Source organism: Streptomyces flavovariabilis, from assembly GCF_000725785.1.
In the GTDB taxonomy this organism is placed as follows: domain Bacteria; phylum Actinomycetota; class Actinomycetes; order Streptomycetales; family Streptomycetaceae; genus Streptomyces; species Streptomyces hawaiiensis.
Genome location: NZ_JNXD01000011.1, coordinates 72,285 through 85,686, shown reverse-complemented (window position 1 = coordinate 85,686; position 13,402 = coordinate 72,285). Strand labels below are relative to the sequence as shown.

13 protein-coding genes are annotated in these 13,402 nt (G+C 73.0%); 2 read left to right on the top strand and 11 right to left on the bottom strand.

Translation table 11 applies throughout. From position 1 onward, the window contains the following. Positions 1-232 precede the first annotated feature (232 nt). Positions 233-1,219 carry a cytochrome c oxidase assembly protein gene (locus tag IO24_RS0119650; protein ID WP_037668066.1) on the top strand — a complete coding sequence of 329 codons (987 nt, stop codon included), beginning with the start codon at positions 233-235 and terminating at the stop codon, positions 1,217-1,219. Positions 1,220-1,240: 21 nt separating this feature from the next. On the opposite strand, the gene IO24_RS0119645 is transcribed toward IO24_RS0119650, so the two are convergent. From IO24_RS0119645 to IO24_RS0119605, 9 genes are all read right to left on the bottom strand, one after another. Further along, positions 1,241-1,750 (bottom strand): hypothetical protein, encoded by a 510-nt coding sequence (locus tag IO24_RS0119645; protein WP_031137413.1) that lies wholly within the window; start codon positions 1,748-1,750, stop codon positions 1,241-1,243. Continuing rightward, the gene (locus IO24_RS0119640) at positions 1,734-2,225 is read right to left on the bottom strand and encodes an RNA polymerase sigma factor (RefSeq protein ID WP_031113208.1); all 492 of its coding nucleotides are present in this window, start codon (positions 2,223-2,225) and stop codon (positions 1,734-1,736) included. The genes IO24_RS0119645 and IO24_RS0119640 overlap by 17 nt, the downstream gene beginning before the upstream one ends. After that, positions 2,222-2,836 carry a class F sortase gene (locus IO24_RS0119635; protein WP_031137412.1) on the bottom strand — a complete coding sequence of 205 codons (615 nt, stop codon included), beginning with the start codon at positions 2,834-2,836 and terminating at the stop codon, positions 2,222-2,224. Before IO24_RS0119635 ends, IO24_RS0119640 begins: the two co-directional genes overlap by 4 nt. After that, entirely contained in the window at positions 2,833-3,210 is a 378-nt protein-coding gene (locus IO24_RS0119630; protein WP_031137410.1) for a hypothetical protein, read from the bottom strand. Before IO24_RS0119630 ends, IO24_RS0119635 begins: the two co-directional genes overlap by 4 nt. A 174-nt stretch (positions 3,211-3,384) precedes the next feature. Then, the gene (locus IO24_RS0119625; protein ID WP_031137409.1) at positions 3,385-4,023 is read right to left on the bottom strand and encodes a response regulator; all 639 of its coding nucleotides are present in this window, start codon (positions 4,021-4,023) and stop codon (positions 3,385-3,387) included. Next, positions 4,020-5,210, bottom strand: a complete 1,191-nt coding sequence (locus IO24_RS0119620; RefSeq protein WP_199808817.1) for a sensor histidine kinase — start codon at positions 5,208-5,210, stop codon at positions 4,020-4,022. Before IO24_RS0119620 ends, IO24_RS0119625 begins: the two co-directional genes overlap by 4 nt. Positions 5,211-5,215: 5 nt before the next feature. Then, positions 5,216-7,405 (bottom strand): MMPL family transporter, encoded by a 2,190-nt coding sequence (locus IO24_RS0119615; RefSeq protein ID WP_031137406.1) that lies wholly within the window; start codon positions 7,403-7,405, stop codon positions 5,216-5,218. Between the two features lie 111 nt (positions 7,406-7,516). After that, positions 7,517-9,499 (bottom strand): glycoside hydrolase family 97 protein, encoded by a 1,983-nt coding sequence (locus tag IO24_RS0119610; protein WP_031137405.1) that lies wholly within the window; start codon positions 9,497-9,499, stop codon positions 7,517-7,519. A gap of 293 nt (positions 9,500-9,792) precedes the next feature. After that, positions 9,793-10,311, bottom strand: a complete 519-nt coding sequence (locus IO24_RS0119605) for a hypothetical protein (RefSeq protein ID WP_031137403.1) — start codon at positions 10,309-10,311, stop codon at positions 9,793-9,795. A 74-nt stretch (positions 10,312-10,385) separates the two neighbouring features. Here IO24_RS0119605 and IO24_RS0119600 point away from each other — a divergent pair, with 74 nt between their 5' ends. Then, entirely contained in the window at positions 10,386-11,759 is a 1,374-nt protein-coding gene (locus tag IO24_RS0119600; RefSeq protein WP_476718212.1) for a BTAD domain-containing putative transcriptional regulator, read from the top strand. A gap of 61 nt (positions 11,760-11,820) precedes the next feature. Here IO24_RS0119600 and pip read toward each other — a convergent pair whose 3' ends face one another. Continuing rightward, positions 11,821-12,792 (bottom strand): prolyl aminopeptidase, encoded by a 972-nt coding sequence (pip, locus tag IO24_RS0119595; protein WP_031137401.1) that lies wholly within the window; start codon positions 12,790-12,792, stop codon positions 11,821-11,823. Positions 12,793-13,007: 215 nt separating this feature from the next. Continuing rightward, on the bottom strand, positions 13,008-13,358 hold the full coding sequence (locus tag IO24_RS0119590; RefSeq protein ID WP_031137400.1) for a winged helix-turn-helix transcriptional regulator: 351 nt from the start codon (positions 13,356-13,358) through the stop codon (positions 13,008-13,010). Positions 13,359-13,402 lie beyond the last annotated feature (44 nt).

Below are 13,402 nucleotides of genomic sequence, written 5' to 3'. Positions count from 1 at the left end.
GGCGGGACGGTGGGGCGTCGGCGCCCGCCGGCCGGCTGCCGGGAACCGGCAGCGGGGGGCGGGTACGCCGAGGACGGCGACGTGACCAACTCACGTCGCCGTCCTCACCGCGGCGTCAGAGGAAGCAGTGAGGCAGGGCGTTGCATGCCAGTGCCATACGGCCAGGCTACCGGGAGCCCGCCCGGCCCACCCTGCCGCCGGCCCCCGCGGCTCGCGGCGCTATCGTCCGCTGGTGAGCGAACTGTCGGCTGTGTACCTGCCGGAACCCACCGCCGTGCGGCTGCTGGGATCGTGGCAGCCGGACGTACCCGCGCTGCTGCTCGTCGCCGTGCTGGGCGGGCTCTACGGCTGGGGTGTCGTCCGGGTGCGCGGGCGGGGCGGGTCCTGGCCGCCCGCCCGGCTCGCCGCCTTCGTGCTGCTCGGGCTCGGGGCGATCGTCGTGGCCACGATGTCCGGCCTGGCCGTCTACGACCGCGAACTGTTCTGGCCCGCCGCCGTGCAGAACGTCGGGCTCGATCTGCTCGCGCCGCTGGGCCTGGCCCTGGGCGACCCGCTGCGGCTCGCGGTGGAGGCGCTGCCGGAGGGCGGCGCGGCCCGGGTGCGCCGGGTGCTGACCGGCCGGCTGGTCAGGCTGCTGACGTTCCCGCTTGTCAGCACGGTCCTGGTGCCGGCCACCGAACTGACCGTCTACTTCACGCCGTACTTCGCCACCGCCCTGCGTGTGGGCTGGCTGCACGAGCTGATGTATCTGCATCTGCTGGCGGCCGGCTGTCTGTTCGTCCTGCCGGTGCTCACCCGCGAGCAGGCCCTGCCCGCCTGGTGCACCCACCCGGTCCGGGCGGCCCTGGTCTTCCTGGACGGGGTCGTCGACGCGCTCCCGGGGCTGGTGGTCATGACGCACGGCACCCTGATCGCGGGCGCCTGGTACCTGCACCACGCGCCGCCCTGGTCCCCCGACGTCCACCACGACCAGCAGGTGGGCGGCGGCGCCATGCTGGGCATCGCCGAGCTGGTCGCGATCCCCTTCCTGCTGGCGGTCCTAGCGCAGTGGATGCGCGCCGAGCGGGCCCGGACGGCCGTACTGGACCGCCGTCTCGACGGCGAACTCGCTCCCGTGGCCCCCGCTTTTCGGGGATCTGCCGAACTGGTCCGACCCTGGTGGGAGACCGAGGGCGGCGAGGTGGCGGAGCGGATGCGGCGGCGGGGGCCGGGTGACTGACCCGGGTCCCGCCGGTGCCGGTCAGCGGCTGCCGGCCGCCGCCCGCCGGTCCGTGCTCGGGCGGGCCGCCGACGGTACGGGCCGTATCGAGGTGGGTGCGGCCGACGGGACGCGGGACACCGCCGCCGGGCTGGTCTCCTCGCCGGGGACGCGGGTACGGGGGCTGGACGGGCGGGGGCCGTCGGTGCCCGGGCGGGACTCGGACGGGGACGGCGTAAGGGTGGGGGGAGCGGAGGGGCCGGGCGGCGTCGTCCGCGGGGTCGGCGGGGCCATCGGGATCGTCGGAGTCGTGGGGCGCTCGGGTGCCGTGTGGCGCAGCGGGAGCGTGATGAGGACGGCCGCGACGCAGCACAGGCCCGCCCCGGCCGCGGTGCGCAGCAGGCGGCGCCGGGTGGCCCGGCGGCGGATCGTCTCGTACTGGCCGGGGGGCGCGCCCAGGTAGTCGGGGGAGGGGGGGCGCAGGATCACGGCGAGCGGGTCGTCGGAGGCGGACTCCGGGTCGCCCGGGTCGCCGTCAAGGCGTGTGGTCAAGGCTTCTCCTCAGGTGGACGCGGAGCAGTTCCCGGGCCGCGTGCAGGTCGGCCTTGACGGTTCCTTCCTTGCGCCCGGTCAGTGCGGACACCTCCCGGATCGGCATGTCAGCGTAGTAGTGGAGGAGGATCGGGACGCGGAGTCGTTCCGGCAGCGACTGCACGAGCAGCCGCACCGACGGGTCGGCCTGTTCGGGGTGGGGCCGTACGGCGGCTTCCGAGGTGACGCGGTGCATGGCCCGGCGCTCGCGTTCCAGCTTGCGCCAGTGGTCCCGGACCAGGTTGGCCGCGGTGACGTAGAGGAACCCGCGCGGCTCCTCCACGGACGTCCAGCGGGCCCAGAGCCGGGTGAACGCCTCCGAGGCGATCTCGTGGGCCGTGCCGTCGTCGTCGACGAGCCGGCGGCACCAGCCGGCGAGGCGCGGGTAGAGGGCGGCGAACAGCTCGGACGCTGCCTTCTCGCGGGACCGTTTCAACGCTCTCCAGGGGTGGGGGACCCGGCACCGCTCAGCGCCGCGAACACGATCACGTTGTCCGCGTAACCGTCGCCGGTCCGCGCTCCGCCGCACGTGATCAGCCGCAGCTCCGGGCGGTTCACGTTCCCGTAGACGTCGTCCGCGGGGAAGTCGGTTTTCGGGATCGTGCGTACGGAGGTGACGGCGAACTCCGCCGCCGTGCCGTTCTCCAGGCGCGCCACGATCCGGTCGCCCCGGTGCAGCCGGGCGAGGTGACGGAAGACGCCGTCGCCGTACGGGCCGACCGTGACGTGGCCGAGGAGCACCGCCGGGCCGGTCTGGCCGGGCGTCGGCGAGTGCCGGTACCAGCCCGCCCGGTCGTGGGCCGTGACCGGCGGCACCCGCACCGTGCCGTCGGCCGCCAGGCCCAGCCGGATGACCGGGGTGTCGACGCCGATCGCCGGGATCAGCAGCCGGACCGGGACCGAACGGCCCAGGGGGCGAGCCCCCTTGACCGGAACCGGCCGGGGCGGAGTCTTCGGCGGCGGTGCGGTGGCTTCCCGGCCCCCGCACGCCGTCAGCAGGGACGCCAGCGCCCCGGCCGTGAACGCGCGCCTGGAGAACGGGCTCATGCCCCGGTCGCCCGGCGGCGGCGTACGACGAACACCGTGCCGCCGCCCAGGGCGAGCACCGCGGCGGCGCCCGCGCCGATCGCCGTGCCGTCGGTCCCGGACGCCGAGGACGCCGTCACACCGGTGTCGGGCGCGCCGCTCGGCACGACGGAGACCTGGTCGTCGGCGGGCGCCCGGGTCGGCTCCGCACTGGGCGCGGCCCGGGTGGGCTCCGGGGTCCGGGTCGGCTCGGCGCTCTCCTCCGGCTGGGCGGTGGGCGCGGCGGACGCCGGGACCGGGCTCGGGGTCGCCGCCCCGTCCGCGAACGCGGGCCCCGTGCCCATCAGTACGGCGGTGCCCGCGAGGGCCAGGGCACTGAGGACAGTTCGGCGCATGGAATCGCACTCCTTCGTCGGTCCGCCCGACGGTCGGGCTGGGTGACAGATCGTGCGGAGAGACGAGGCGGCGGCCCCGCGGGTTGTAAAGAGATGGCAAAGCCGCACGAGGGCTCCGACGAAACGACGGGACTGCGGCCCCGGCGCGCGGGGTGGACATCGGGTCGTGACGGGCTACGGCCTGCGCAACAGCCCCCGCTCCATCGCCACCACCACCGCCCTCGTGCGGTCGTTGACGTCGAGCTTGGCGAACAGGCGGAGCAGATGCGTCTTCACCGTGGCCTCGGCGATGACGAGCCGGCGGCCGATCTCGGCGTTGGTGAGGCCGTCGGCGACCGCGTTGAGGACGTCCGCCTCGCGGGCCGTCAGGGGGACCTGGGCGGGCTGGCGCATCCGGGCCACGAGCCGCTCGGCCACCCGGGGCGCCAGCACCGTCTCCCCGCGCGCCGCCGCGTGGATCGCGTCGGCCAGCTGCTCGCGGGTGGTGTCCTTGAGGAGGTAGCCGATCGCCCCGGCCTCCACCGCGCGTTCGATCTCCGCGTCCGTGTCGTACGTCGTGAGGATCAGCACCCGGGTGCGGGGGAAGCGCGCCACGATCTCGGAGGTCGTGGCCACTCCGTCCAGGACGGGCATGCGCAGGTCGACCAGGGCGACATCGGGTTCGTGGCGTTCGACGAGGCCGAGGGCCGCGCGGCCGTCGCCCGCCTCGCCGACGATCTCGATGCCCGTCCCGGAGGCCAGGAGGGCCACCACTCCGGCCCGCATGACGGTGTGGTCGTCCACGACGATGATGCGCAGCGGTCCTCCGGTCATGCCGCCGCCCCCAGGGGTATCAGCGCCAGCACGCGCGTGCCGTCACCCACCGAACTCGTCACCGTCAGTCTCCCGCCCAGCTCCGCCAGCCGTTTGCGCATCCCGTCCAGACCAAAACCCGACGACTCCTCCACCACGAACCCGGCCCCGTCGTCGGTGATTTCGAGCTCCGCCCCGTACGGCCCCCGGGCCAGGACCACACCGACCGTGGAGGCGCGGGCGTGTTTGCGTACGTTGGCCAGGGACTCCTGGGTGCAGCGCAGCAGCGCGATCCGGGTCTGCTGGTCGCACTCCAGGTCCTCCAGCTCGGCGTCGACGGTCAGACCGGTGTCCTCGGCGAAACGGTCCAGGGTCCGGCGCAGTGTCCGGGCCACCGAACCGGCGGCCGCCTGCCCGGGGCGCTGCGGTGAGCCCACCAGTTCCCGGGCCTCGGCCAGGTTCTCCCGCGCCGTGGACTCGATCGACCGCAACTGCTGGGCGCTGCGGCCCGGTTCGGAGCCGAGCCCCGCCCGGGCCGCCTCGGCCAGCACGATGATCGAGGCGAAGCCCTGGGCGAGGGTGTCGTGGATCTCCCGCGCCATCCGTTCCCGCTCGTCCGCCGCGCCCTGCCGCTTGTGCGCCTCGGACAACTCGGCCTGGGCCTGCTCCAGTTCGGAGATCAGCCCGGCCCGCTCGGCGCTCTGCGCGACCACCGAGTGCGCCCACAGCCCGATCAGCACCCCCACGGCGACGACGATCAGCGTCGACACGAGCACCTCGGTGAAGAACTCCACCGTCCACCCGTCCTGCCGCAGCACGTTCCCGGCGAGTGTCGCGGCCGTGGCGAGCCCCAGGAACGCCATCGAGGCCCGTGGCGTCCGCCCGAACATCCAGTAGTGCGGCAGCGTCACCATGAACAGTGCAGCGTAGTTGCCCCGCAGATACGCCAGTCCGCCCAGCGCGACCACCAGCACCGACAAGTAGACGTGCGGCCGTACGACGGGGTTGGACGGGAAGCGGTCCAGGACCGCGTAACAGAGCACCATCCCGCCCAGCAGGGCGAGCGCCGCGTACTTGCCGGCGCCGGGCCGGTCCATGGCGACCAGCCCGACGGCCATCACGGCGAACAGCAGCCAGCACACCGCGTTCCAGCGGCGCAGTGACGTGGCCCAGAAGGCGTCGGCGGTGGACCCGGCGAGAGCGGTCATACCGATCAACGTACGTCGACCGCCGGACGGGAGGACGGCCTTTTCTCCGCAGTGGCGGTGGCGCGGGGCCCCGGGCGGGAGGGCCACCAGCTCGCCTCGCCCAGCAGCAGCATCGCCGCCGGCAGCACCATGACCCGGACCACGAACGCGTCGATCAGCACGGCCGCCGCCAGGACGAAGCCGATCTGCTTCATCTCGATGATGTGCAGGAAGACGAAACTGGCGAACACGGTCGTCATCACGACCGCCGCGCTGGTCACCACGCTCGCCGAGGAACGGATCCCGTCCAGCACGGCCTGCCGCGTGGGCACGCCCGCGAGAGCCGCCTCCCGGATCCGGCTCACCACGAACACCTGGTAGTCCATCGACAACCCGAAGAGGATCACGAAGAGGAACAGCGGCACGCGCGAGCCGATCGACCCGGTGGAGGCGAAGTCCAGCAGGCCTTCCGCCCAGGTGCCCTGGAAGACGAGGACCAGCAGTCCGAGCGCCGCCGCGGCGGACAGCAGGTTCAGGGCGACGCCGAGCAGCCCGAGCACCACCGAACGGAAGGCGTACACGGTCATCGCGAACGTCACCAGCAGCAACGCGCCGAGCACCAGGGGCAGTTTGCCGTTCTGATGGGCGGGATAGTCGGCGTAGCGGGCGACGTCCCCGGACACTCCGTACTCGGCTCCGGCGATCCGGCCCACGGTCGCGGGCAGGATGCCGTCCCGGAGGCGGTCGAGGGAGTCGTGGGCCTGGTCGGAGTTGCCGAGGTACGGCACCTTCAGTTCGAGGGTGTGGGTGCGGTCGTCGGACGAGGTCCGGATCCGGGACGCCCCGGTGAACAGCGGGTCGGCCTCCGCCCGCCCGGCCGCCTCCCGCAGGGCGGCACCGACCTCCGCCGACCGGGAGGCGCCGGCCCGGACGACGACCTGGTGGGTCACCCGCTGCTCGGGGAACGCCTCGTTGAGCCGGTCGTACACCCGCATCGCGGGGATGTCCCGGGAGTGCGTGTCCCGGCTCATCTCGGTGATCTTCAGGCCGGCGAGCGGGGTGACGAGGGCGAGCAGCGCGAGGACCGACACGCACAGGGTGGCGAGGGGATGCCGGGCGGCGGGCCTCAGCAGAGCGCTCCACACCCGGCTGTCACCGCTCCGGTCCCGTACCCGCCGCGCCGGCCGCCGCCGTGCCCGGCGCTCCGCCCGCTGTCCCAGCTTGACGAGCAGCGCGGGCAGCGCGGTCAGCGAACTGGCCACCGCGACCAGCACGACCACGATCGTGCCGGTCGCGAGGGAGGAGAAGATCACGTCGGACGCCAGGTACAGCGTCGCCGTCGAGGCGACCACCGCCAGCCCGGAGACCACGACCGCCCGGCCCGAGGTGGCCGCGGCCAGCTCCACCAGTGCCTCGGAGGAGAGCCGGCCGCCCGAGCGGGCCCGTTCCTCCCGCTCGCGCTTGAGGTAGAAGAGTGTGTAGTCGACGCCGACCGCGAGGCCGATCATCAGGATGACGTTGGTGCCGACCCCGGCGTCGGGCGACACGTGCGAGACGACCATCGAAAGACCGACCGCCGCCGCGATCGACGACAGCGCCAGCAGCAACGGGATCCCGGCCATGGTCACCGACCCGAACACGATCAGCAGCGTGACCAGGGTGACGGGAAACGTGATCGCCTCGGACAGCGCCAGGTCGTCACTGCGCTGCTGGTCGACTCCCTTGCTGATGGAGGGACTTCCGGTCTCCTCCAGCAGCAGGGCCGGGTGCTTCTTCTGCACCGCCGAGGTCTGCGCCACCAGCGCGTCGACCTTGTCCTTCGCGTCCCGCTCCTCGCCCTTCAGCGTCACCTCGACCATGAGGATCCGCCGGTCCCCGGAGAGCGACGGCGCGGCCACGCCCGCGACCTCGGGCAGTGCCCGCATCCGGTCGCCGAGCTCCTCGGCCGCTTCCCTGGCGGCGCCCCGGTCGAGAGCACCGCCCGAACGGGAGGAGATCAGCACCTGTTCGGCGGCCCTGCGCTCCAGATGCGCCTCGGCCGCGAGGGCCTCGGCACGGCCGGCCTCACCGACCCGGTAGTCCGCCGTCTTCGCACTGTTCGTGCCGACGGCACTGCCGGCGCCCAGACACAGCGCCACGAACACCAGCCAGCCGACGATCGCCCGCCAGGGGTGCCGGGCACTCCAGCGCGCCACGCGCACAGACAATGAATTCATGCCCAAAAGCGTGGCTGACCTGGGCGGTTGCCGGACAGAGGCACTCGGTTGAACCTGCCGTCCACCGGTCGGTGGACCCGGACCCTGGGGACAACCCCCCGCCCTGCGTGCTCAGCTCGGCTTCAGGACGACCGCCTGACCGCCCGCCGGGGCCATCGCCACATCGAGGGCGTCGCCGCTGGTGACGGTCCGGGTGCCGACGACGACCGGGGTCTGGTACGGGTGCGCGCCCGGAGTGCCGTCGGCGTAGACCGTCGCCGTGTACGTGCCGCCGCCGAGGAAGGACAGCGGCAGCGACAGGGTCCTGGGCGTCTCGTTCGTCATCGCGCCCAGGTACCAGGCGGAGCCGTTGCGCCGGGCGACCGCGACGTACTCGCCGATCGAGCCGGCCAGGGTGCGGCTCTCGTCCCACGTGACCGGGACGGCGTCGAACCAGGGCAGGCCGGGCCAGTTGGCCGGGTTGTTGTACTTGGACGGTTTGTCGTACCAGAAGAGGAAGTTGAGGGGCTGGTAGTACACCGCCGCCATCGCCATCTGGTGGGCGTTGGTCGTCCTGTCGCGGGACTGGCCGTAGCAGATCGTGTAGTCCATCGGGCCGCCGATGTTCCGCGTGAACGGCAGTGTCACGTTGTGCGTGGCGGTCGGGAACTGCTCGTTGCCGCGCACGCCCTCCAAGCTGATCCAGTTCGGGTACGTCCGCTCGTACCCGAAGGGCCGGACGTCGTCGTGCATGTCGATCAGCAGCTCGTACTTGGCGGCCACCTTCGCCCAGTCGATGATCTGGTCGGTCATCGACCGGGTGCCGTCGTTGATGAAGCCGAGCTTGATGCCCTGCACGCCCCAGCTCTTGTAGAGGGCGAAGAGAGAGTCCGACTCGGTCAGCGCCAGCCGGTTGACGTAGAGGAAGAGTCCGATGCCCTTGCTCGTGGCGTACGAGATGACCGACGGCAGGTCGATCGCGGCGATCGGCTCGGTCGCGTCCGGCGTGCTGAACTCCGGGCCGTACCAGCCGGCGTCGTACTCGATGTACTGAAGGCCCCGGGCCACGGCGAAGTCGACGCCCTGGAGGCCGGCGGCGGTGGTGAGTTCGCAGCGGAAGACCTTGCCGGGCTTGATCCAGGAGGTGTCTGCCAGGGTGTTCGGCGGGGCCAGGTTGAGGACCAGCTCGGCGTTGTCGACGAGTTCGGCGTGGCCGGCGCCGATGACCACGGCCCGCCACGGGGTGACGAAGGGCGTGGTGACGGTCGTGGTCGTCTCCACCGGGCCGGTGCCGCGGGCGGTGTGCTCCATGAGGAACGTGGAGAGGGCGTTCGGCTCGCCGGGCACCGAACCGAGCATCAGGCGCGGGTAGTCCACCCGCGACGACTCACAGACGCAGGCGATGAGGCCGCCCGGGAGGGTGGCGGTCAGCGGCAGGTCGGTCAGGGGGCCGTTGTCCGTGCCGGAGGTGCCGGTGACGGGTATGGCACCCGGCGCCACCGGCTCGTAGGCGTTCTCGTCGCGGGCGCTGTAGACGGTGGTGCCGTCGGGGAAGACGAACGTCGTCAGCTCATCGGCGATGGTGGCGGTGCCCTGGCCGTGGAAGACGTAGCGCAGGGCGACGCCGGTCTTGTAGGCGCGGGTGTGCACGCCGAACCGGATGCCGGTGGCCGTGTCCCTGAGGTCCCAGCGCTGTTCCTGGTAGTGGTCGGTGACCGTCGCGTTGCGGCCGTAGACCGGCGTCCAGGTGGTGCGGCGGGTGCGGTGCCGCCCGCGGATCAGCTGGACGTCACGGCCGAGGACGGTGCCGTCGCCGAGCCTGAGGCCCAGAGCCGAGGTGCCGATCACCGTCCGGGCGTCGCGGCGGGCGGACCAGCGGAGCGCGTTGTCCACCAGGGACAGGGTGATGGAGGTTCCGCCCATGCGGGCGGTGACGCTCTCCGGGCGGCCCGTCCGGTCGTCCGCGGCGCGGGCCGGGCCGGTCGTGGCGATCCCGGCCGCGGCCAGCCCGGCGGTGACGGCCGCGCTCTTGAGCACGACCCGGCGGGACGCGGGCGCCGGGTGGCCGGCCGTTCTGCCCGCGGCGGGCTGTTCCCGTTCTCCCCAAGCTCTCATGGTGGGACCTTCCCCAGTGATGGGCAGTAAGTGGTAGTAACCGGTTTCTTCGTGCAGTTCTACGGGCCTGCGCAAGGTGGGTCAAGGGGTGGGAACCGCAGCGAGCACCCTGTGGCGTGGCTGGGTCGTTGAAGTTTCTAGCTCAATGGGAGGGGGAGGGGCAGGAGATCGACCCTGTGGACCTACTTCCACGCGATCTCTGCGACACGCGGCGGTAGTTGTGGTTCCGTCCACTTTCAAAGCAGCTACGAGGCGCACTGAGCCCTGACGGTTGTCCGGGAGGGCAGGCCCGTTCAGTCGATGCGGTCACACAGGGCGTCCGTCGTCCCGTGCAGGAGCCGTACGGACTTGTATCCGGTGGGGCTGATCTCCATCGTGTAGACACCGTCGACGAGGTACAGGCCGCGCGGCAGACTGCCCTGGTCCTGGCCGACCCCGACGAGCACCGGCCCGTGCACGGCCCAGTGCTGGGAGCCGTCGGGCCGGTGCTCGACGACCGCCGAGCCGCTCGCGTCGGCGTCGTAGGAGGCGCCGGTCCCGGTGTTGGTGACGCGTACGACCAGGTCTCCCTTGTAGGCAACCCGCCGCACGGAGCCGTCGGGGTGGGTGCTCAGCACGCGGCGCACCACCTTGTCGACGACGGGCTCGCCGTGGACGGGGAAGTCGCACCGCACGCCGGCGCCGACGTCCCACGGCGCGGACGGCGCCGGTTCCCAGCCCTTCGCCGTCTCCGTCGCCGTCTCCGCGGACGCGGGCTGCGTCCCGAGGAGCACGGCGGCAAGTGCCAGCGTGGCGAAGGTGGTTCGGCGCATGGTTCTCCCTGGGCAGAGGTGTGAAGGAAGCGGCGTGCGCCAGTCTCTCCCCGGTCTCTGACCAAAGCCTGACCATGGACGTCCCGTTAGGCTGCTCGACAGCCATGGAGTTCCAACTGCTCGGTCCGTTCGCCGCCCGCCACGAGGGACGGCAGGTGCCGGTGGGCAGCCGCCGCCAGGAGCGGTGCCTGCTGGCGGTCCTGCTGCTGCACGCGGGCCGCGCCGTCCCGACCGACCGCCTCATCGACCTGCTGTGGGACGGCGAACCGCCCGCCTCCGCCCGCGCCACCGTCCACACCTACGTCGGCCGCCTGCGCGCCGCGCTCAGACCGCACGGGGTGTCCGTCGAGACCCGGCACGACGGTTACGCCGTGGAGCAGGGCCCTCATGGGATCGACGTCCAGGAGTTCGTCGGGCTCGTCGGGCAGGCGGCCGATGCCGGTGACCCGGCGGAGCGGATCCGCCTGTACGACCAGGCCCTCGGGCTGTGGCACGGCCCGCTGCTCGCCGACGTCGCCGACGACCGGTTGCGCACACGCCTCGGCGGCAGACTGGGCGAACTGCGCCTGTCCGCCGTGGAGCGGCGAGCGGAGGCCCAGCTCGCCCTGGGTCTGCACGACGGTGTCGTGGCGGACCTGACGCCTCTGCTGGTGGAGCACCCGAGCCGGGAACGGCTGGTCGGCGCCCAGATGACCGCCCTGTACCGGGTGGGCCGCCAGGCCGACGCGCTCCGGTTGTACGGCCGTACCCGGGACCTGCTGGCGGACGAACTCGGCACCGAGCCCGGCCGCGAGCTGCGCACGCTCCACGAACGCATCCTGCTCGGCGATCCCCGGCTGGACCGGCCGCCCGGGCCCGTCTACGCGGTCCGGGTCGGCGACCAGTGGCTGCCGTGGAGTACGAGCGGACACCCCGCGCTGGAGTTCTGCAACACCTACGCCGGGTGGGGCGGGGAGCGGCTGCCCGGGTCGGACTGGCTGCGCGGCTACGCCACGCTCGCCGTGTGGGCCGGTCACCTCGACCTGGTCGAGGAGCGGCAGGTCACCCGGCTGCGCGAACAGGCCCTGCGGCAGCCGGCCGAGGCCGCCGCCGTCCTCGAGGAGGCCCGGCGGCTGCGTACGGGCCTGTACGCCTGCCTGACCGATCCGCAGGACGGACGGGCGTTCAAGGCGGTGGCCGCGGCGGTGGAGGACGCCGCGCGGCTCTCGGTGTTCACGCGTGGCGAGGACGGTCTCGGACGCTGGCAGCCGTCGCCCTCCGCCGGTCTGCGCCTGCCCGTCTGCTCGGTGGCCCGCAGCGCGGGCGAACTGCTCGCCGATCCGAGGCGTTTCACCGTCCGCGGCTGTCCCAGCCGGGACTGCGGCTGGCTGTTCCTCGACGACAGCGGGCGGCGGCGGTGGTGCAGTCTGGCGACGTGTGGTGCGAAGCGGGCGGCCGGGGGCCGGTGAGCGGCTCGATCCGGCACGGGCGTCCGCACCGGCTCGGCCCGTCTTTCGGGGTGCGGACCGTTTATGAGCTGCGGGCCGGCCGGAACCGGTCCGTCGCCGCCAGCACCGCCTCCGTCGTGGCATCCCCCGACAGCCCGTGCCCCTCGTCGCCGATCAGGACGAGTTCCGCGTCCGGCCACACCCGGGCCAGCCGCCACGCGATGTCCGGAGGTCCGCTGATGTCCATCCGGCCGTGGACCATCACGCCCGGGATGCCGGCCAGCTTCCCGGCGTCGCGCAGCAGCGCCCCGTCCTCCAGGAAGGCGGCGTGCCGCCAGTAGTGCGTGACGAGCCGGGCGAAGCGCATCCGGAAGCGCGGGTCGTCGTAGCGGGCGTCCGGCTGGTGCCCCGGCCGGGTGGAGACGTGCACGTCCTCCCACCGGCACCACTCCCGCGCGGCCCGCTCCCGTACGGCCGGATCGGGGTCGGCGAGCATCCGGGCGTAGGCGTCCACGAGACTCCCGTCGCGCTCCGCCTCCGGCACGGCGTCCCGGAACCGGGCCCACTCCTCGGGGAAGATCCGCCCCATGTCCCGGGTGACCCACTCCACCTCGCGGCGCGTGGTGCTGGTGACGCTGAAGAGGACCAGCTCGGACACGCACGCGGGGTGCCGCTCGGCGTAGGCCAGGGCGAGGGTCACGCCCCAGGAGCCGCCGAGGACCAGCCACTTCTCGATGCCGAGGTGCTGCCGCACCCGCTCGATGTCGGCGATCAGACGGGGTGTGGTGTTGGCGGCGAGGGAGGTCCCCGGGTCGGCGGCGTCGGGTGTGCTCCGCCCGCACCCGCGCTGGTCGAGGAGTACGACGCGGTACGCCGCCGGGTCGAACAGCCGCCGCCAGAACGGCCCCGCCCCCGATCCGGGCCCGCCGTGCAGCACGAGGGCGGGCTTGCCCGCGGGATTCCCGCAGGTCTCCCAGTACACGCGGTTGCCGTCGCCGACGTCGAGCATGCCGTGCGCGTGGGGCTCGATGCCGGCGGGGTAGAGCCCGGCCATGGGGGCGTCCTTTCTCCCATTGCAACAGCCTGATTACCGGGCCACGCTAACCGACCTGGTCCGGGACGCGCGGACGAGGCCGGGCGGGCCGCCCCGGAGCCGACCGGAACACCCACTTTTTTGTGGGGACTTGGCGGGGCGCCGGCACCGGGCGAACCTGGTGGTGGGCGGCCGGTGAGGCACAGGACGGGGAAGGGACGGAGGTGGCACCCGCCTCAGGAGGCCGGCCGGGCGGCCTCGGCCAGCCTCTCCAGGCGACGGTGGCCCCAGTCGGACAACGGCGCCAGTGCCTCGGCGAGTTCACGGCCGAACGCGGTCAGGGAGTAGACCGTCTTCGGCGGCAGCACGTCGTACACCTCCCGGTGCACCAGCCCGTCCGCGGCCATCTCCCGCAGGGCCTCGGTCAGCACCTTCTCGGAGAGGCCCGGCAGCCGCCGCCGCAGTTCCGCCGGGCGGTGCGGGCCCGACTCCAGCAGCCAGAGCAGGGCCGTCTTCCACTTGCCGTCGACCACGGCGATCGCGGCAGTCACTCCGCAGACGTCCGAATCCTGGCGCCGACGCGTCATATCCGCCCCTTTCGCTGTCAATTGTCGTGCATATTAAAGGAGTT

Coding starts and splice junctions, on each gene's coding strand:
- IO24_RS0119635 (WP_031137412.1), bottom strand. CDS start 2,836: ATGAGCCCGTTCTCCAGGCGCGCGTTCACGGCCGGGGCGCTGGCGTCC.
- IO24_RS0119630 (WP_031137410.1), bottom strand. CDS start 3,210: ATGCGCCGAACTGTCCTCAGTGCCCTGGCCCTCGCGGGCACCGCCGTA.
- IO24_RS0119600 (WP_476718212.1), top strand. CDS start 10,386: ATGGACGTCCCGTTAGGCTGCTCGACAGCCATGGAGTTCCAACTGCTC.
- pip (WP_031137401.1), bottom strand. CDS start 12,792: ATGGCCGGGCTCTACCCCGCCGGCATCGAGCCCCACGCGCACGGCATG.
- IO24_RS0119590 (WP_031137400.1), bottom strand. CDS start 13,358: ATGACGCGTCGGCGCCAGGATTCGGACGTCTGCGGAGTGACTGCCGCG.
- IO24_RS0119625 (WP_031137409.1), bottom strand. CDS start 4,023: ATGACCGGAGGACCGCTGCGCATCATCGTCGTGGACGACCACACCGTC.
- IO24_RS0119620 (WP_199808817.1), bottom strand. CDS start 5,210: ATGACCGCTCTCGCCGGGTCCACCGCCGACGCCTTCTGGGCCACGTCA.
- IO24_RS0119615 (WP_031137406.1), bottom strand. CDS start 7,405: ATGAATTCATTGTCTGTGCGCGTGGCGCGCTGGAGTGCCCGGCACCCC.
- IO24_RS0119610 (WP_031137405.1), bottom strand. CDS start 9,499: ATGAGAGCTTGGGGAGAACGGGAACAGCCCGCCGCGGGCAGAACGGCC.
- IO24_RS0119605 (WP_031137403.1), bottom strand. CDS start 10,311: ATGCGCCGAACCACCTTCGCCACGCTGGCACTTGCCGCCGTGCTCCTC.